This is a genomic window from Flavobacterium amylolyticum, from assembly GCF_048284335.1.
Classification (GTDB): Bacteria; Bacteroidota; Bacteroidia; order Flavobacteriales; family Flavobacteriaceae; genus Flavobacterium.
Map to the genome: position 1 here is coordinate 410,222 of NZ_JBLVPG010000001.1, position 18,642 is coordinate 428,863.

Here is an 18,642-nt window from a genome sequence, read left to right on the forward strand (position 1 = left end):
ATGACAATTTGTTGATTTGTTGATTTGATAATTTGATAACTTTGCTCTCAATTGAAAAAAATTCCAAAAATGCATTTTATTTCCCAAGAATTAGAAGATTATATCGAGCAACATTCTGAAAAAGAGCCCGCTTTATTAGCAGCGTTGAATAAAGAAACATATCAAAAAATTCTATTGCCAAGAATGCTTAGCGGTCATTTTCAAGGTCGAGTTTTGAGTATGTTATCTAAATTGATCCGACCTGTAAATATTCTGGAAATTGGCACGTATACTGGCTATTCAGCGTTGTGCTTATGCGAAGGCATGCAGGAAACGGGACAATTGCATACTATTGACATTAAAGAAGAGTTGGTGGATTTCCAGCGTAAGCACTTTAACAAATCGCCTTGGGGAAAACACATTTTTCAGCATCTAGGAGAAGCAACTGCCATAATTCCAACTTTAAAAATGAAATTTGACTTGGTTTTCATCGATGCCGATAAAGAGAATTACCTCAACTATTTTCATTTAATTGTTCCAAAAATGAACAAAGGCGGAATTATTTTATCAGATAATGTCCTGTGGAGCGGAAAAATTTTAGAACCCTTACAACCCAATGACATCAGCACAAAAGTATTACTGGAATACAATAAAATATTAGCAAGTGATCCTAGAGTAGAAACAGTACTATTGCCTATTCGGGATGGATTGACAGTTAGCCGAATCTTATAATTTCTAATGTTTTTTATATACAAATTCCTAGCCCTTATAGAAGCGACATCCTTTCCAGTTATAAAACTCATTTCGGAATCGAAAACAAGTTGACTAGAAAGATACAGAACAGAACCGGAAAGACCTCCAAACCAATTCTAAAATTATTGCTGCGGGAAATACTTATGTTGTGCCATTCTGTAAACTTTAAACATCAAAAAACCAAAAGTAAAACCAAATAAATAACCTGATAAAATGTCTAATGGGTAATGCAATCCGAGATAAATTCTACTGTATGCAAAGACAAAAGGCCATAAAAACAACAACCAAAAATAGTTAAAATACTGTCTTAGCGTAAAATAAACCAACGTTGCAACGGCCATTGAATTTGATGCATGCCCTGAGAAAAAACTAAAAGATCCCCGGATTTGTACAATGCGTATGAAGGAATTGATTTGCGGATTATTACAGGGACGTAACCGCTGAAAACCGTTTTTGAATAAATTTGTAGATTGATCTGTAAACGTTACTAACACTGCGACAAATAAAAGTAAGTATAGTGTTTGTTTTGCGCCTAGTTTTTTAAAAATGACATACAGCAAAAGTAAAAAAAGTGGAATCCAATTGCTTTGCCTCGTAATGAATGACCATAGTCCGTCAAACGTTTCAGATCCTAAACCATTTAAAAAAACAAACAATTCCGTATCTAGAGAGAGTAATTTTTCTACCATTACACCTGACGTTTTATCGGACCTGTAATGTCTTCAATCACTTCTTTAGTAGTTTCTATTGGAGCAGTTGCCTCTCCAAGCAAACTGTCTTTCGCTTTATTGATCTCTGAAGTAATGTTTCCCGTTATATCGCTAAATTGAGAAGTGTCTCCCAATAAATTATCCTTTGCTTTGTTGATTTCAGACGTAATATTCCCTCTTATATCGCTCAATGATTTTGTGTCAAATCCATTCGCTTCAGCTCCTTTTTGAATTTCGCTTTTTATGTCGTTAGTAGCATTTTTTAATTGCGCCATTGCTTTGCCCATTGTTCGGGCTATTTCAGGAACTTTGTCTGACCCAAAAAGCATCAGTACTATAAACATGATAAAAATTAATTCGCCTCCTCCTATGCCAAACATATATTTTTTATTTTTATTGCTACAAAGATATCAAATTTTGAATCTTGGACTTTTAATTATTTCATAAAAAAAAGACTCTTTTCAGAGTCTTTTTTAAAATTTTATCTTTATTTAATCAAATTTAGATTTTACTTCTTCTTTAGGCCACGTGTTATTGGTTACATCAATATCAGCGGTTTCTAATTTTGGATCCACTTGGATCTTTTTGATTGCCTTTGCAGTAGCATAAACCTTCTTAGCGGTATCGTTATTTTTTCTCCAAATTTGAGCTGGGTATTTGAATGTTTCTTTTGAATCATCCTCGTAAGTCAATTCAACAATAATTGGCATTAACATACCTCCAGGTTTATTGAACTCTACTTCGTAGAAATATTTTGGTGTTTTTAATTTTGTTTTTTCATCAGCAGTAAAGTTTTTATTCACATAATCTGACAATAAATTTACCTCTGCAATTGCCAATGCTTTTTTATCTTTAGAAGATAATTCTTCGCTTGTTCCAGGCACTAAATATACAAAAGGCCCTTTTTCCTGACCAAAACGCCCTCTTTTAACCACTGCATCTTTTAATTCTTTAGTAGCCGTTTCAGAAACGTAATACTGTTTTACTTCTTTCACTCCTATATCTACAAAATCAGTAGAGTAAAACCATCCTCTGAAAAACCAGTCTAAATCGACTGCTGACGCATCTTCCATAGTTCTAAAAAAATCTTCAGGTGTAGGATGTTTGAATTTCCATCTATTGGCATATACTTTGAAAGCATGGTCAAACAACTCTCTCCCCATGATAGTTTCTCTAAGAATATTCAATCCTGTAGCAGGTTTACCATAGGCATTTGCTCCAAACTGCACTATTGTTTCAGAGTTGGACATAATCGGCTCCAAAAACTTTTGATCACCACTCATGTAAGGAACAATTTTACTTGCAGGACCTCGACTGGAAGGAAAATTGGTTCCCATTTCCTGCTCCGCCATGTATTGCATGAAGGTATTTAATCCTTCATCCATCCATGACCATTGACGCTCATCCGAATTTACGATCATAGGAAAGAAATTGTGTCCTACTTCGTGTACCACTACTCCAATCATGCCATTTTTAGTTCGCTCACTAGTCACTCCTTTTTCGTCAGGACGTCCGTAATTCCAACAAATCATTGGATATTCCATACCCTGATCTTCTGCAGATACTGATACTGCTTTTGGATAAGGATAATCAAATGTATGTGCTGAATAACTTTTCAGAGTATGTGCAACAGTTCTTGTTGAAGTTTCTCCCCACAAAGGATTACTTTCCTTAGGATAAACTGAAATTGCCAGTACCGTCTTGTTACTTAATTTAACGGCCATTGCATCATAAATGAATTTCCTAGAAGTGGCTATACCAAAATCTCTTACGTTTTTAGCACTGAATTTCCATGTTTTCTTCTTATCAGAAAATCCTTTTTCGTTTGCTTCTGCTTCCGCTTGTGTAACAATAACGACTGGGTTATCGTATGATTTCAAGGCCAATTCATATCTTTTTACTTGTTCTGGAGTAAACACCTCGCTTCTGTTTATCAACTCTCCTGTTGCCTCCATAACGTGATCCGCAGGAACTGTAATGTTTACATCAAAATTACCAAAAGGCAATGTGAATTCTCCTGTTCCCCAGAACTGCATATTCTGCCATCCCTCAACATCATTATACACCGCCATTCTAGGATAGAATTGAGCGATTACATATAATTTATTTCCATCTTTTTCGAATAATTCATATCCGGAGCGACCACCATCTTGTCTGTAGTTGTTGATATTATAAGACCATTTTATTGCGAAAGAGAATTTTTCACCCGGTTTCATTGGCGTGGCCAAATTAATACGCATCATGGTTTGATTAATCGTGTAAGACAAAGGATTTCCTTTTGCATCTTTAACAAACTCAATATTGAATCCACGTTCCAATTCTTGTTTCAAAAACTTATTAGTAAAGTTACCCGCCGGAAAAACCTGCTCCATTCTTTGGCTTTCAGCCAATGGAGTTTGGGAGTTTTTAGCGGCTTGATTTTGGTCTAACTGTACCCATAAATATTCCAAAGTATCAGGAGAATTATTATAATAAGTAACAGTTTCCGAACCACTTAATCTAGAATTTTTGTCGTCAAGCTCAATGTTAATTTTGTAATCCGCTTGTTGTTGATAATAAGCTGGCCCTGGTGCTCCTGAAGCCGTCCGAAACATGTTAGGCGTGGCTAACAAATCATACATTTGGCTAAACTTATTGGTGTCGTACTTACCGGTTTGTTTTGGTGTTACCGGTGTTGTTTTTTCTTGTGCAAATAACAATGCTGGAAGAAATAATAATAAAGATAATTTTTTCATAGGTGGAAATCTGGTTATTTCAATGTGTGAAAATAATAATTTTATATAGATGTATCCAAATTAATTAATATTTTAACATTCCACTGGAGGTAGATTCGGTAAAGAGTAATGTATTTTTGGTTCCTCTTACATTAAAATGCATTATATTTTGTTGCTCCGAATTGCCTTCAGTGATTACCGCATTGTAAATTTCTAAGGAATTAATTTTTTGAATTTCTTTCATCTTGAAATAACAAATCAACACATCACCTTCCATTTCTTTGCTTATAAAATGTATTGGCTTAGCCTCACCGTTTATCCTAATGTAAAATTTTTCGCTGAAGTATTTTTTTAAAAAAATTAAGTCTTCTGGAGTTTCCTTTTCTGAACCCAAATTGATTTTCTTTTGGTATTTTTTCTCAATTGCACTATTTAAATCGTCTACAAATATTCGGCTTGTTATTTGGAGCATTTTTTTATCTGAAGCATAATTAACCTGATACAATGCCACATAAAATTTATGTACCCCAAAGGATGTTAGCGTTACTAACAATAGCCCAAAAAAAGATAGTAAGATTATTTTTTTCATTTTTTAATAGTAGTGATTTTTTTAAACTCTTCGTTCTTGGTTATTAAAAAATCAATCAGTAAAAACTCGTCTTCTTGTTTCAAAAGGTTTTTTGATTTTGGATCACTCTCACAATAATCAAGAAAAAGACTGATTTCTTCACTTTTTAACTTCAATGTATTGGTAAAGAAATAAGCATCGATTCCTTTATAAACTGCTTCAGAAAAATCCTTATTCTGATTCAAACTCGCGTTTTCTGATGAATCTTTCTTTAACAATTTCGAAACCATTTTGAATACTCTTACAAAATCCATTCCGTTTTCTATGGTTCCGTCTGAGGGCATCGTCCTGTTTATGGGAGAAGATTTTGCATCGTCAGTAAATTGCATGTCTACAATTTTCTGAGAACCTACAATAGCAGGCTTTATTTCTTTTTTCCCTTTTACAATAATTTCTTTCAACAAGGTAGTTTGCGACTCTAAAGCAACTACAAACAATGATTTTAAAAAATCTTTTTCCTGAAGCACAATTTTTTTAGATCTGAAAGAGGCGCTAGAAACAAGCAACGTATCTTCGGCTTTGGCCAAAATATCAAAGAATCCTTGATCGCTAATAAAAGTTCGCGTTTTCGAATTTAAATTAAAAACATATCCATTATCGACCAACGCGGATTCATTTATAAATTGACCATGCATCGATTTCCTGTTTTCATTTTGACCAAAGCTCAATTGGAAAAAGAAAAGTAAACTAATAATTTTTATTGTAGTTTTCATATTATTTTTTAAGTATTATTTTTTTTAAACTCGGCTATCAATTTTTGTTAATTAGTATAGCCTTGTATTCTTGTGCCAAAGCTACCATAAAAAAAGAAATTCTTTGTTCATTTCTGGATTCTAAAATTTTTAAAAAATTTTCATTTTCCACTATGAAATATTTAAAGTCACTTACATAATCCCTCGCTATTCCTAGTTTGTCTGTGAAATATTCCTGACCATACAATTCAGATATCAATTTGATATACTTTTCTTTTTTTTCCAGAACAACCAATTTTTTAAGTCGTTTTGTTCTTCCGTTAATCTTGTTTATTAGCGGATCAAGAGGCATTGATCCCCCCAACAAGCTCAATAGCATAATAGGTTTAAAGTCCCCCGCAGTTGCTAACCGTCTTTCATAAAGTGTAAATTTTTTCTGGTTTTTTGAAATTACCCCTAAGTTCTTCGCATTTATTGCTGGATGCGTATTGACAATTACCTCATTAAGTTCTGTAGCTTTTGAAACCATTTGAATTAACAATACTTCCAATTTAAAATCATTAGAACTAACTATCTTTCTGTATGGTTTAAGATTTACATCAGTAAGGAGGAGTACATCATTGGCTTTCGCCAAAATAAAAAATCCCCCTTCCTCATTTGTTTGCGTTGCCTTACCGTTTGTTAAATTTAATATGTTTATTCCGTTTACACCAATAGAATCTACACTGACTTTTCCTGAAAATAACTTTTCGTCGGGAGTTTATCCAAAAAAAATGTGGCATAAAAAAAACAACATTCCTGATAAAATACTATTTATTTTCAAGGACTATTATATCGTTATAATTTTCAGCAAGTTTGACAATTAAATACATCATTAATGTCTTATTTTTTGAGTGTAGTGCAATCGCAAAATCAACATCATCAACGCAATAATATTGAAATCCTTTGATATAATTTGATGGGATTTTTAACGTTTCAGTGTAATACTGATTATCAAACAGCATATCAATTTTGGCAAGTAACCCCTCTTTTTTCTCAATTGCAATTTCCTTTTTGAGCATGGCTTTCCTTCCAGAGATCGCGTTTAGCAATCCATCTATTCCGCCTCCAGATGTAGCAGTGTATAATTTCCGTTCAGCGGGGGAGTATTTTTTTTGACCATATGGAATAATTCCCAAACTTTCTGCCGTTAACAAAGATTTACTTATTACAACCTCTTTTAGAACGATACTTTTAGGATTCATTATCACATTCAAAACAACGCCTACCAAATCCTGTTTGTTAATTTTCCTGCGAAGTATTTCCAGATTAACGGCCGTAAATACCAAAACATCTCCTTCCTTTACAGGTATTGTAAAAAAACCATCAATATCTGAAACGGTTGCTTTTTCAGAGGATATGTTTACAATAGTAATGCGGTCAACTGCAACAGAATCTGCAGTGATTTTTCCTCGAATTTCCTTTACCATTACTTTCTGTCCAAAAGCGACCTGGACTAATAAAAAAAACAGCAACGGTAGGGTACTTTTAATTTTCACTTGCAATTATTTCTTTATATTTAGCTGCTAATTCTCCTATCAAAAATGTAGTCAAAGCAACATTTTTAGATTTTAGAACTGCTACAAATTGTTCATTTTCCACACTGTAATATTCAAATCCTTTTACATATTCAGTTGGAATTTTCAGTTTACCCACAAAATAGTCAATGGTAAACATATTTTCTAATTGCCTCAAATACGTTTCTTTCTTTTCGACTTCAACTTCTTTTTTTAGCATCTTAGTTCTTCCCGAAATCCAATTAATTAATGGATCTGCTGAGATAGACCCTCCCATCATACTACCCACATTAGCAGTAGCATTAAGATTACTGGCAGTATACAACTTTCGCTCCGCTGGGGTATAGACTTTTTGACCCTTAGAAACAATCCCTAATGCTACTGCATTAATACCGTTTCGAATAATCACTTCCCTTAATTGATTTATGATAGGCGCTAGTTTCACAGAGAGAATTCCGTGTTCAAAATGATCTTGAACCAAAACCATTTTAGTTTCTTTGAACTGTGTGCCGTTAAACAGCAACGTATCTCCAACAGCAGCCTGAACATAAAAATCACCCTCATAATCCGTAATTGCCACTTTTTCTGTTGCTATATTTATTACATAAATACCCTCCAAAGCCGAAACCTCATCAGTCACTTTTCCGTTCAATCGCGTTCGAAAACCTTCCTGAGACATGGCTTTAGTAACTGTAAAAGCCAAAAATAAATATATAATTTTAATCATCTCTTTAAAATCTATTATAGACGCCTCGTAAAAGTATCTTAATGCACTGCAAATTAATTACTAATGACTTGGTAAAAAATTGTTAATTAAAAAGTAGAAATAAAAATGGCCAATTTAATACCTTTAGCAAAAATCATGCTTTAAAAATGAAAAACATATTAATCGCAAGTACTTCCACGCTTGCAAACGAAAGTTACTTGGATTATTTGTTACCCACGTTAACAACACATTTTAAAAATTGCAAGACCATTCTTTTTATTCCTTATGCTAGACCAGGAGGAATTTCGCATCAGGAATATACTGCAATCGTTGGATTGGCTTTCGCCAAAATAAATATAAAAGTAATCGGAATTCATGAGTTTGAAGATGTAGCGCAGGGTATAAAAAATGCAGAAGGAATATTTACTGGTGGCGGAAACACTTTTGTACTGGTATCGCAATTGCATAAGAACAATGTTATGGAAATCCTCTCTGAAGTTGTGAAAAACGGCACCCCTTATTTAGGAACAAGCGCAGGAAGCAATATTTGTGGACTTACTATGCAAACTACAAATGACATGCCCATTGTCTATCCGCCAAGTTTTAAAACTCTAGGACTTATTCCTTTTAATTTAAATCCCCATTATTTAGATCCCGACACTAATTCCAACCACATGGGAGAAACCAGAGAAACCCGTATTAAGGAATACCATGCTTTTAATTCCGTCCCCGTTTTAGGGTTGAGAGAAGGCAGTTGGCTGGATGTCAAAGGAGACACAATTATTTTGAAAGGCAATCTGTCCGCCAGACTCTTTAGGCAAAATCATGAACCTGAAGAATTAGAGACTGGAACCGATTTGAATTTTATAAAATAATGGTGAGAAATTGAATACAAAAGCCGAAACAATTACGTTTCGGCTTCAAAGAGCGAAAGACGAGGCTCGAACTCGCGACAACCAGCTTGGAAGGCTGGAGCTCTACCAACTGAGCTACTTTCGCATAATAACAGTAAAATAATTTCAAACTAATATTTGAAATTTAGAGCGAAAGACGAGGCTCGAACTCGCGACAACCAGCTTGGAAGGCTGGAGCTCTACCAACTGAGCTACTTTCGCATTAACAACGGTGCAAATATAATTAATAAGTTTGCTTCAATGCAAGTTTTTTTCTTAAAAAGTCCAAAACTCACCCTTTGATCCTTTTTCAAAAAAGAGGATTCAAATCATAAAGAATTTAATATGAAAATATTATACCTTTATAGTACTTAAAAAACACTCTAAAAAAATAATACAAAACAGTAATTAAATTGCTAATTTGAACACATTATTGGCACGAGATCTTGTGCTCAGAGCTAAAAAATCGATAGCAAATTATCATTTTAATGGAGCCACTTTAGAAAACACAGTCCTTTTTAGATTGTATAGCACCTATAATCTCATAGAAATGGTTCCTTATTCGAAGTAAAAAATGATTTATTTACCAATGAAAAACAATTTCAAATCCGAAGAATCGTCGTTTTGAAAGAGTACAAAAAAAGGTTTCAGCGAAAAATGGAGTACAAATTTGAAAAGTATAATATCAAACAAAACACCAATTTAATCTGGTTCAATTTTAGAAAAGAAGCAGTTGGTTACACAAAAATGGGATGTGACGTTAGAGGAGTCCTTTTTGAAATAAAAAAAACGGGGAAGATGTGATTATTTTTAAAAATATAAATGATGAGAAATTTATTTCTGCTTATATTGCTCTTTACCTTCATTAATTGCAAAAAAGAAGTACTAAAAAGCGAGGTAGTCTTGAAAAAAGAGACTCCTATACTACGTGTTCAACCTGAAGGCAAACCCACGACTATTGACTCTACTTTATTACTTACTTTCAACAACAAAACACTCACTAATTTTTACAAATCAACTGACTTCAGGACGGTTTGGCAATCCGTAGAAAAAAGAAAAATAGTTTTGGCAGAGCTACTTAAATCAGAAGCCGAAGGACTAAATCCAGAGGATTATAAAATAAAAACACTGCTTGATTTTGAAAAAAAAGTAACCTCACTAGACTCTTTAGAGCTAGCAAAATATGATGTTTTACTAACTTCTAGCGTACAAAAATACATCTCTCACCTTACTAACGGAACACTAAATCCTCGTAAACTATATAAAAACTGGGATTTAAAAGAAAACTATATTGACCTAAATGCAACAGTTGCCCAATTACTGCAAAGTGATTCCCTCGCTTATAAAATGGAACAACTGAAACCCAATCATATTGTTTACAAAAAATTAAAAAAAGCACTTCAGCTAATTAACACTTTCCCAAGAGATGATTTTAAAACCTTAAAATTCACAAAAATAATTACTCCTAACGACACTAATCCTTCCATTATTGACATCAAAAAAAGATTGATCTATTGGAAAGAATTACAACCGCAAGACAGCCTTACGGCAATTTATGACGAAGAAACTAAAACAGCCTTAAAGAAATTCCAAAGCCGTCATGGTTTAGCCGCTGATGCGAAAATTGGATCAGGAACAATAGCGTCACTTAATTTTTCTAAAAACCAACGAACTAAACAAATTCTCGTAAATCTGGAACGCTGGAAATGGTATCCAAAACAAATGGGGAAAGAATATATTATTATTAACATTCCTGATTATAGATTGACGTTAATCAAAAATCAAGATACAATAAGAACACACAGAGTCATTGTGGGAAGAGCAAAAAGAAAAACACCAATCCTGAGTTCAAAATTAATTCAAGTAGTCTTCAATCCAACATGGACTGTCCCTCCAACTATCTTGAGAGAGGATGTGATTCCCGCTATTTTAAAAGACAGAAGCTATTTGACAGAGTCAAATATTAAAGTTTATGATAGTAATGGAAGTATTGTGAGTACTTACGAATGGCAATTATCACAAGCCAAAACGTATCGATATGTACAAAGCCCGGGAACGTTTAATTCGTTAGGGATGGTAAAAATCATTTTTCCGAACCGTTTTTCTGTTTATTTACACGACACCAATCATAGAGACTATTTTGACAAAATAGACCGATCCTTGAGTTCTGGTTGTGTCAGAGTTGACAATCCATTAGAATTAACAGAATATTTATTGGGAGATGATACCAATTGGAATTTAGAAAAAATAACAGAAATACTACAAAGCGAAAGAACAAAATTTGTCAAAATAAAAAAGGAAGTGGGCTTCCATTTGTTATATTGGACGGCTTGGAGCGAAAATGAAAAATTGATTTTCAGAGATGATATCTATAGCTTGGACAGTAATTTATACCAGAAATTACGAAATTGATTTCTCTCCAAATTTTGAAACTCTAGAAGGATGATAAATAAAAAAACACGATTTGTCTTTTATGGCAGTGATAATCTCTTTAGATAATTCAGCAGGAACAGCAGGACAACCCTGACTTCTTCCTAATCTATGATTGTTTTTAATAAACGAAGTAGAAACATAATCCGCTGCGTGCATCACTACACCCCTTGCTCTTGCATTATCATTTACTCCTTTTTCTAAACCATCTAATCGAAGTGACATTCCGTGTTTGCCAGCATAAATTTCGCCTGTGGAGTAAAAACCCAAACTACTTTTATAAGACTCCGAAGCATTTGAAAAATTAGAAGCAAATTCATCGCCAGTATTTCTTCCATGAGCAACAAGAGAATGAAACAAGATGTCTCCGGTGACCAAATTAATCACCCAAAGTCTTTTTGTATTGGAAGACAAACTAAAATCAACCAAGGTTAAAATTTCTTTCTTGACCAACCCTTTTTCTTTCAGAGAATAATACCCTTTCAAAGCAACTGCAAAGCTTTCTAATTTTGGCAATGTAAATTTGTCAGAATGCAAATTATTGTATGCCAACTCAATTTTAGTTTCATTGCTTATTTCTACAGCTTTAGCATAAACTACTGGTGCTACATTTTTTGGCTCAGGAAGGCTTGTTTTACTTGGAGAGAAGGAAGCAAGCATAAATAAAATAGTAGGAAGTATTGTATAAATCATTGACTGTCTTTAGGTTATAAGATGATTGGGGTTGCAAACGTACGGCTAAAATTAGGATTCAAATTGCATTTAACAAAAATTTAGTTTAACTATAACGAAAACTATTACGAATTATTGAGTGAATAACCATAAAAAATACAATTTCTATGTTAATTTTATTATTTTTGTTTAGATTCAATCCCAATTTATGTCAAAATTACATTCTATAACATTGTTTTCATTACTATTCTTCAGTTTTAATTTATACAGCCAAAAAAAAACACTTCAAGCAAAATCTATAACCGAAAACATAACTATTGATGGAAAAATAACTGAGGAGATTTGGGAGTCAGCCTCAATTGCTTCTGATTTTGTAATGTTTGAGCCCGATAATGGAAAACCCATTAGTACTGACAAGAAAACAGAAGTAAAAGTGCTGTATGACAACAATGCCATTTACATATCTGCATTGCTGTATGATAACGAACCCAATAAAATTCAACGAGAAATTACCAACAGAGATGTCTTTGGGGTGTCAGATCATTTCGCTGTTTATATCAATGGCTTCAATGATGGCCAACAAGACTTTAGATTTTTTGTAAGTGCCGCTGGTGTACAAATGGATTGTTTAGCCACCGAAGACTATGAAGATTTTACTTGGGATGCCATCTGGGACAGTGAAGTCACGCTCACTGAATTTGGTTGGGCTGTTGAAATGAAAATTCCGTATGCCGCTTTACGATTTTCAAAAGCTGGAAAACAAACTTGGGGTTTAAATTTCATGCGAGAAATCAAGCGTGATGTACAAAAATATACTTGGAACAGGATTGACACTAAAATTGGGGCCGTAATTCCTCAAGCAGGTATTCTACAAGGAATTGAAAACATACAAACACCTACCCGACTCTTCTTAATCCCTTACGCATCTGCGTATTACCAACAAAGTAATATTGGCTCAGACACTACTTTAAAAGCTGGCTTGGATATAAAATACGGCATCAATGATTCCTTCACACTGGACGCTATTTTAGTACCTGATTTTGGACAAACAAAGTTTGACAATGCCATTTTGAACTTATTACCTTTCGAGCAACAATTTGCTGAAAACAGGCCTTTCTTTACTGAAGGAACAGACCTCTTTAGCAAAGGAGGATTATTTTATTCCCGAAGAATTGGGGGAAATCCTAGTACTGAACCGGATGTTATCCAAGGAGAAGAAATTATAAATTACCCCAGTACTGTTGATCTACTCAATGCAGTAAAAATATCTGGTCGTACCGAAAAAGGTTTAGGGATAGGATTCCTTAATGCAGTTACTGAAAAAACAAAGGCCACTATTTTGAACAATGACACAGGTGAAGTCAGAAAAGAAGTAATTGAGCCATTAACTAATTATAATATGTTAGTGCTCGATCAGCGTTTTAGTCAGAATTCATCTGTTTCTTTTGTTAACGCAAACACCACCCGAAATGGAAGCTTCAGAGATGCGAATGCTTCCGCATTATTGTTTGATTTGAATACAAAAGAGAATACTTATAATTTATATGGTGATTTTAAATTCAGTCATGTGAACACAACAGAAGATTACAATGGATACAAAACATCATTAAATTTTGAAAAAACAAGCGGAAGGTATCGGTATTTATTCTCTGGAAAGTACATCTCCGAAAATTACGACATTAATGATTTAGGAATTATTTTCTACACGAATTATCACGCCGCATTAGCAAATGCAAGCTACCGCATATTAAACCCTACAAAAGTCTTCAACACCCTTAAAATTGAACAAGAATTAAACCTAGAAATTCATAATACAACCGGTAAAATTCAGGAAGGGTGGTACAAAACAGTGTTAAAAGGAACTTCTTTAAATAACGATTATTTCGAATTAGGCGTTATCGTAAATCCTGTTGAAACATTTGATTTTTACGAACCTCGTGAATACGGAAGGTATGTCTATATCCCTAAAAGAGTTGCTTCTTATTTTGGTTTTGAATTGAATAGAAATAATGCACTTACTTTAGACATGACACCATCTTTTACCAAATATGATGAGCAAGGAAGGCTAAATTATGGTATGTATGCAAGCCCAAAATACCGATTCAATGACAAATTTTCTTTGGCCTACGCTGTAGAATATACTAATATGAAAAACGATCGAGGATGGGTAGACTTTGATGATGCTGGAATTGTATTTACGGAACGCAATCGTGAAATATTACAGAACAACCTGACTGGAAAATATTCGATCAATAACAAAATGACTGTTAATTTAACCGCACGCTATTATTGGTCCTATTCTAAAAATCATGCATTTTTTACCTTACAAAAAAACGGTTATTTAACGCCTAATGCTACTTACACACAAAACAAGGACCGGAACTTTAATTCCTGGAATTTTGATTTATCCTATTCCTGGTGGTTTGCTCCAGGAAGTGAAATTTCTATTTTGTATCGAAATTACGGATTAGAAAGAGCAAGTATCGTAGAAAAAGACTTGTCTAAAAATCTTAAAAACATCTTCAACAGCGACCTTACTAATGTGTTTTCCATCAGCATTCGCTATTTTATAGATTACAATGCAGTGAAAAATAAATTTTAATTTTTTCAAATTAAACTGTAACATTATCTTAGAAACCGAGTCTATTAATTCAAACTATTGAGCGAATTGGTGATTTCTACTTTGAAACTATTTTGGTTTTTTTATTTTTGCATCAATCAATCAATCAACAATTTCATGAAAAATCATTTATTACTTTGTTTTCTATTAATGAGTGTTTTGGGTTTCAGCCAAAAAAAAGTATTACAAACAAAATTTATTTCAGAAAGCATTGCCATAGATGGAACCTTAGATGAAACAATATGGCAGTCAGCTTCAATCGCCAATGATTTCATCATGTTTGAGCCTGATAATGGCAAAAAAATTCCAGAAAACAAGAGAACAGAAGTAAAGATTTTATATGATAATGAAGCCATATATGTTGGAGCCATTATGTATGATGAAAATCCAGATAAAATTTTAAAAGAGATTACCCAACGGGATGATTTTGGGACTTCAGACATTTTTGGTATTTTTATAAATGGTTATAATGACGGGCAGCAAGACTTTCAGTTTTTTGTAAATGCCGCTGATGGCCAAGCGGATTGTATCACTACTGACACCAATGGAGAAGATTATTCCTGGGATGCAGTTTGGAAAAGCAAAGCTGTGATTACCGATAAAGGCTGGATTGTAGAAATGAGAATTCCTTACGCCGCTTTGCGATTCTCCAATGAAAACAAACAAACTTGGGGACTTAATTTTTTTAGAGAAATTAGACGGGACCGCCATAAATACACTTGGAATTTTATTGATTCAAAACTGGGAACATTTACCCAACAAACTGGAGTTTTGGAAGGAATTGCAAATATAAAACCACCAACACGACTCTTTCTTTTGCCCTATTCTTCTTTTTATGCCAATGCCAGTGCCGGGCAAAAAACATTCGGAACACTCAAAGGCGGACTGGATCTAAAATACGGCATAAACGATGCCTTTACTCTAGATATGATACTTATACCTGATTTTGGACAAACAAAATATGATGATCAAATCCTAAATTTAGGCCCATTTGAACAACAATTTAATGAAAATAGGCCTTTTTTTACAGAAGGGACCGATCTTTTTAGCAAAGGGAATTTAGTTTATTCGAGACGAATTGGAGGTAACCCAAGCAATTACCCCTCCATTGCTGCAAATGAAGAAATTATTGATAATCCAGCAAGTGTCAATCTCCTTAATGCTCTAAAAATATCTGGACGAACTAAAAACGGATTGGGTATAGGAATCCTAAATGCCGTTACCGAAAAAACTTCGGCATCAATCCGAAATACTGATACTCAAGAAGTACGAAAAGAAGTAGTAGAACCGCTCGCCAACTACAATGTTTTAGTTTTAGATCAACGCTTTCGAAAAAATTCATCTATCGCATTTGTTAACACCAATGTAACCCGTAACGGGAATTTCCGAGATGGTAATGTCACTGCATTAGTATGGGATTTAAACACCAAAAAGAACACGTATAACCTTGCGGGTGATTTAAAGTACAGCTATATAAACAGTACCGAAGATAAAAAAGGGATTAGTTCTCAATTAAATTTTTCTGAAACGAGCGGAAAATTCCGATATGGTATTGGTGGAGACATTACAACAAAATTTTTTGACAACAACGACTTGGGAATTAATTTTGAAACTAATTATTATAGTATTTACGGCAATACCAGTTACAGAATTTTGAATCCAACTAAGTATTTCAACAGTTTTAACGCCAGGATAAATGCTTATTCCCAGTTCCAGAAACAAACTGGTAAAGTGCAATCCAGTAACATCAATTTTCAAATCAACTCGAATACCAAAAAAAATCATTATCTAGGAATTGGGATAGATGCAAATCCATTAGAAACTTTCGATTATTACGAACCCAGAACCCCTAACCGATATGTAATAAGACCCACCAAGATTGGAGGATTTATATATATCTCAACGAATTATAATAATAGTTTTGCTGTTGACTTTAACCCATCTTATGCCGCTTTCGATGAAACGGGAAGAAATTCTTATGGTTTTTCAATTGGACCACGATATCGCTTTAATGATAAATTATCGCTGAATTACAAATTCAACTTTTTTAGACAAAACAACAACAAAGGATACATTGATAGCGTTAATGATGATATGAATGCGACTACTCCTAACACTATCCTTTTTGCCAATAGAAATGTAATTACGTATTCCAACACACTTTCAGGAAAATACTCTTTAAACAGTCAAATGACATTTAATATTTCGTTGCGACAATATTGGTCCTATGCTGAAAACAAGAATGCTTTATCATTAGGAGAAAACGGAAGACTTACTGAATTCTCAGGATACACTACTAACAAGAATTCTAGTTTTTACTCCTGGAATGCTGACCTTTCTTATTCATGGTGGTTTGCCCCAGGAAGTCAGGTATCGGTTCTCTACAGGAATAATGCTGCTAGATTTGAAAGAAACATTAATAAAGAATTTGAAGACAATGTCACTAATTTATTAAATAACGATGCATTAAGCCATGTTTTTTCCATAAGTGTCCGTTATTTCATTGATTACAATCAGGTGAAGAATAAATTCTAAAATACAGTAATTTTAAAAAAGATAACGTTACACAACAAAATTATCAATTTTTGTTATTGATCACCTCTGAATGCATAATAGTGATTTCTATTCATTCGAACCTTTTTAGAAATACTATACCTTTGTTTAAAACAATCGTATAATGAACAAAAAAGTAATTCTTATGATATTAGATGGTTGGGGGAAATCTCCTGATCCTAAAGTATCTGCAATTGACAATGCCAACGTACCATTTATCAACAGTCTTTATAAAAAGTATCCAAGCGCTCAACTAAGAACCGACGGCTTAAATGTAGGCTTGCCAGAAGGACAAATGGGAAACAGCGAAGTAGGTCATATGAATCTGGGTGCTGGCCGAATCATATACCAGGATCTAGCCAAGATTAATCTTGCCGTAGCAAACGGTACGTTAGCAAAAGAGCAAGTCTTGATAGATGCTTTCACTTACGCTAGATTAAACAATAAAAAAGTACATTTTTTAGGTTTGGTTTCAGATGGCGGTGTTCATTCCCACACTTCCCATTTACGCGGCTTGATTGACGCAACACAACAACACGGTTTACAAAAAGTTTTTGTACATGCCTTTACAGATGGTCGTGATGTAGATCCAAAATCTGGTAAACATTACATTCAGGATTTACAAGATTATATAGCGACAACTACGGTAAAACTGGCGTCAGTGGTGGGGCGTTATTATGCAATGGATCGCGACAGACGCTGGGAAAGAGTAAAATTAGCCTACGATTTATTAGTAAATGGAGTAGGAACACATTCGACCAATGCAGTTGCTTCCCTAGAAGAAAGTTATGAAGTTAATGTAACCGATGAGTTTATTCATCCAACCCTTATCGTAGATGAATGTGACAAACCATTGGCCACAATTGAAGAAGATGATGTAGTTATTTTCTTTAATTTCAGAACAGACAGAGGACGTGAACTTACAGAAGTGTTGACCCAAATGGATTTCCATGAGCAAAACATGCATAAACTCAATTTATATTTTGTTACCCTTACCAATTATGACGAAACCTATCAAAATGTAAAAGTCGTTTACAACAAAGATAACATTACCGAAACCCTAGGAGAAGTTTTAGAAAAAGCACATAAAAAACAGATCCGTATTGCCGAAACAGAGAAATATCCTCACGTTACTTTCTTCTTTTCTGGCGGGAGAGAATTGCCTTTTGCAGGGGAAAGCCGCATCTTAAAAAACTCACCAAAAGTTGCCACTTATGATTTACAACCCGAAATGAGTGCCTTTGAATTGACTGACGCTTTGATTCCAGAACTTTACAAAGGCGACGTAGATTTTGTTTGTCTTAATTTTGCCAATGGCGATATGGTAGGACATACAGGAATTATGAGTGCGGCAATACAAGCCTGTGAAGCCGTTGACAAATGTGTAGAAAGAGTAATTACAGCCGCTTTAGCAAATGATTACACTACTATAGTAATTGCAGACCACGGAAACTGTGAGACCATGATTAATCCTGATGGAAGTCCTAACACTGCCCATACTACAAATCCAGTGCCTATTATTCTAGTAGACAAAGACTTAAAAACAATACACGATGGCGTTCTTGGAGATATCGCTCCAACAATATTAGCGTTAATGGGAGTCGAAAAACCTGCTGTAATGACCTGCCATTCTTTACTATAAAGACACCAAACTACAATTAAAAGCTGCTTCACCAAGTAGCTTTTTTAATAAATAAAAGTTAAAATCTCAAAATTGATAGTAATACTATTATATT

At 34.0% G+C, this 18,642-nt stretch carries 15 protein-coding genes and 2 tRNA genes; 6 read left to right on the plus strand and 11 right to left on the minus strand.

The window, feature by feature from the left end; translation table 11 throughout:
• Window positions 1-69 precede the first annotated feature (69 nt).
• On the plus strand, window positions 70-711 hold the full coding sequence (locus ACNQF9_RS01840; protein ID WP_417958557.1) for an O-methyltransferase: 642 nt from the start codon (window positions 70-72) through the stop codon (window positions 709-711).
• Between the two features lie 143 nt (window positions 712-854).
• Here the strand turns inward: ACNQF9_RS01840 and ACNQF9_RS01845 are convergent, their stop codons facing one another.
• From ACNQF9_RS01845 to ACNQF9_RS01880, 8 genes are all read right to left on the minus strand, one after another.
• Window positions 855-1,421 (minus strand): phosphatase PAP2 family protein, encoded by a 567-nt coding sequence (locus ACNQF9_RS01845; RefSeq protein WP_417958558.1) that lies wholly within the window; start codon window positions 1,419-1,421, stop codon window positions 855-857.
• Window positions 1,421-1,822, minus strand: a complete 402-nt coding sequence (locus ACNQF9_RS01850) for a Sec-independent protein translocase subunit TatA/TatB (protein ID WP_417958559.1) — start codon at window positions 1,820-1,822, stop codon at window positions 1,421-1,423. The genes ACNQF9_RS01845 and ACNQF9_RS01850 overlap by 1 nt, the downstream gene beginning before the upstream one ends.
• A 111-nt stretch (window positions 1,823-1,933) precedes the next feature.
• On the minus strand, window positions 1,934-4,177 hold the full coding sequence (locus ACNQF9_RS01855) for a M1 family metallopeptidase (protein ID WP_417989513.1): 2,244 nt from the start codon (window positions 4,175-4,177) through the stop codon (window positions 1,934-1,936).
• A gap of 64 nt (window positions 4,178-4,241) precedes the next feature.
• On the minus strand, window positions 4,242-4,745 hold the full coding sequence (locus tag ACNQF9_RS01860) for a DUF6702 family protein (RefSeq protein ID WP_417958561.1): 504 nt from the start codon (window positions 4,743-4,745) through the stop codon (window positions 4,242-4,244).
• On the minus strand, window positions 4,742-5,497 hold the full coding sequence (locus ACNQF9_RS01865; protein ID WP_417958562.1) for a hypothetical protein: 756 nt from the start codon (window positions 5,495-5,497) through the stop codon (window positions 4,742-4,744). The genes ACNQF9_RS01860 and ACNQF9_RS01865 overlap by 4 nt, the downstream gene beginning before the upstream one ends.
• A 37-nt stretch (window positions 5,498-5,534) precedes the next feature.
• Window positions 5,535-6,110: a hypothetical protein gene (locus ACNQF9_RS01870; protein ID WP_417989514.1), complete on the minus strand. Its 576-nt coding sequence runs from the start codon at window positions 6,108-6,110 to the stop codon at window positions 5,535-5,537.
• A gap of 175 nt (window positions 6,111-6,285) precedes the next feature.
• Window positions 6,286-7,014 (minus strand): hypothetical protein, encoded by a 729-nt coding sequence (locus tag ACNQF9_RS01875; RefSeq protein WP_417989515.1) that lies wholly within the window; start codon window positions 7,012-7,014, stop codon window positions 6,286-6,288.
• Window positions 7,004-7,759 (minus strand): hypothetical protein, encoded by a 756-nt coding sequence (locus ACNQF9_RS01880; protein WP_417958565.1) that lies wholly within the window; start codon window positions 7,757-7,759, stop codon window positions 7,004-7,006. The genes ACNQF9_RS01875 and ACNQF9_RS01880 overlap by 11 nt, the downstream gene beginning before the upstream one ends.
• Before the next feature lie 146 nt (window positions 7,760-7,905).
• Here ACNQF9_RS01880 and pepE point away from each other — a divergent pair, with 146 nt between their 5' ends.
• A complete protein-coding gene (gene pepE / locus ACNQF9_RS01885) occupies window positions 7,906-8,613 on the plus strand; it encodes a dipeptidase PepE (RefSeq protein ID WP_417989516.1) in 708 nt (235 codons plus the stop codon).
• A 51-nt stretch (window positions 8,614-8,664) separates the two neighbouring features.
• On the opposite strand, the gene ACNQF9_RS01890 is transcribed toward pepE, so the two are convergent.
• A tRNA-Gly gene (locus ACNQF9_RS01890) sits at window positions 8,665-8,737 on the minus strand.
• Window positions 8,738-8,780: 43 nt separating this feature from the next.
• Window positions 8,781-8,853: transfer RNA gene (locus ACNQF9_RS01895), tRNA-Gly, on the minus strand.
• A 681-nt stretch (window positions 8,854-9,534) separates the two neighbouring features.
• Here ACNQF9_RS01895 and ACNQF9_RS01900 point away from each other — a divergent pair.
• Window positions 9,535-11,043 (plus strand): L,D-transpeptidase family protein, encoded by a 1,509-nt coding sequence (locus ACNQF9_RS01900; protein ID WP_417989517.1) that lies wholly within the window; start codon window positions 9,535-9,537, stop codon window positions 11,041-11,043.
• On the opposite strand, the gene ACNQF9_RS01905 is transcribed toward ACNQF9_RS01900, so the two are convergent.
• Window positions 11,032-11,754 (minus strand): murein L,D-transpeptidase catalytic domain family protein, encoded by a 723-nt coding sequence (locus ACNQF9_RS01905; RefSeq protein WP_417989518.1) that lies wholly within the window; start codon window positions 11,752-11,754, stop codon window positions 11,032-11,034. The two genes, ACNQF9_RS01900 and ACNQF9_RS01905, sit on opposite strands and share 12 nt — an antisense overlap.
• 187 nt (window positions 11,755-11,941) lie before the next feature.
• Here ACNQF9_RS01905 and ACNQF9_RS01910 point away from each other — a divergent pair, with 187 nt between their 5' ends.
• The 3 genes from ACNQF9_RS01910 to gpmI all read left to right on the plus strand — a co-directional run bounded on the left by ACNQF9_RS01910 (window position 11,942) and on the right by gpmI (window position 18,548).
• Window positions 11,942-14,335, plus strand: a complete 2,394-nt coding sequence (locus ACNQF9_RS01910) for a DUF5916 domain-containing protein (RefSeq protein WP_417989519.1) — start codon at window positions 11,942-11,944, stop codon at window positions 14,333-14,335.
• Window positions 14,336-14,470: 135 nt separating this feature from the next.
• The gene (locus ACNQF9_RS01915) at window positions 14,471-16,888 is read left to right on the plus strand and encodes a DUF5916 domain-containing protein (protein ID WP_417989520.1); all 2,418 of its coding nucleotides are present in this window, start codon (window positions 14,471-14,473) and stop codon (window positions 16,886-16,888) included.
• A gap of 142 nt (window positions 16,889-17,030) precedes the next feature.
• Window positions 17,031-18,548 (plus strand): 2,3-bisphosphoglycerate-independent phosphoglycerate mutase, encoded by a 1,518-nt coding sequence (gpmI, locus tag ACNQF9_RS01920; RefSeq protein ID WP_417989521.1) that lies wholly within the window; start codon window positions 17,031-17,033, stop codon window positions 18,546-18,548.
• The last annotated feature ends 94 nt before the right edge of the window (window positions 18,549-18,642 follow it).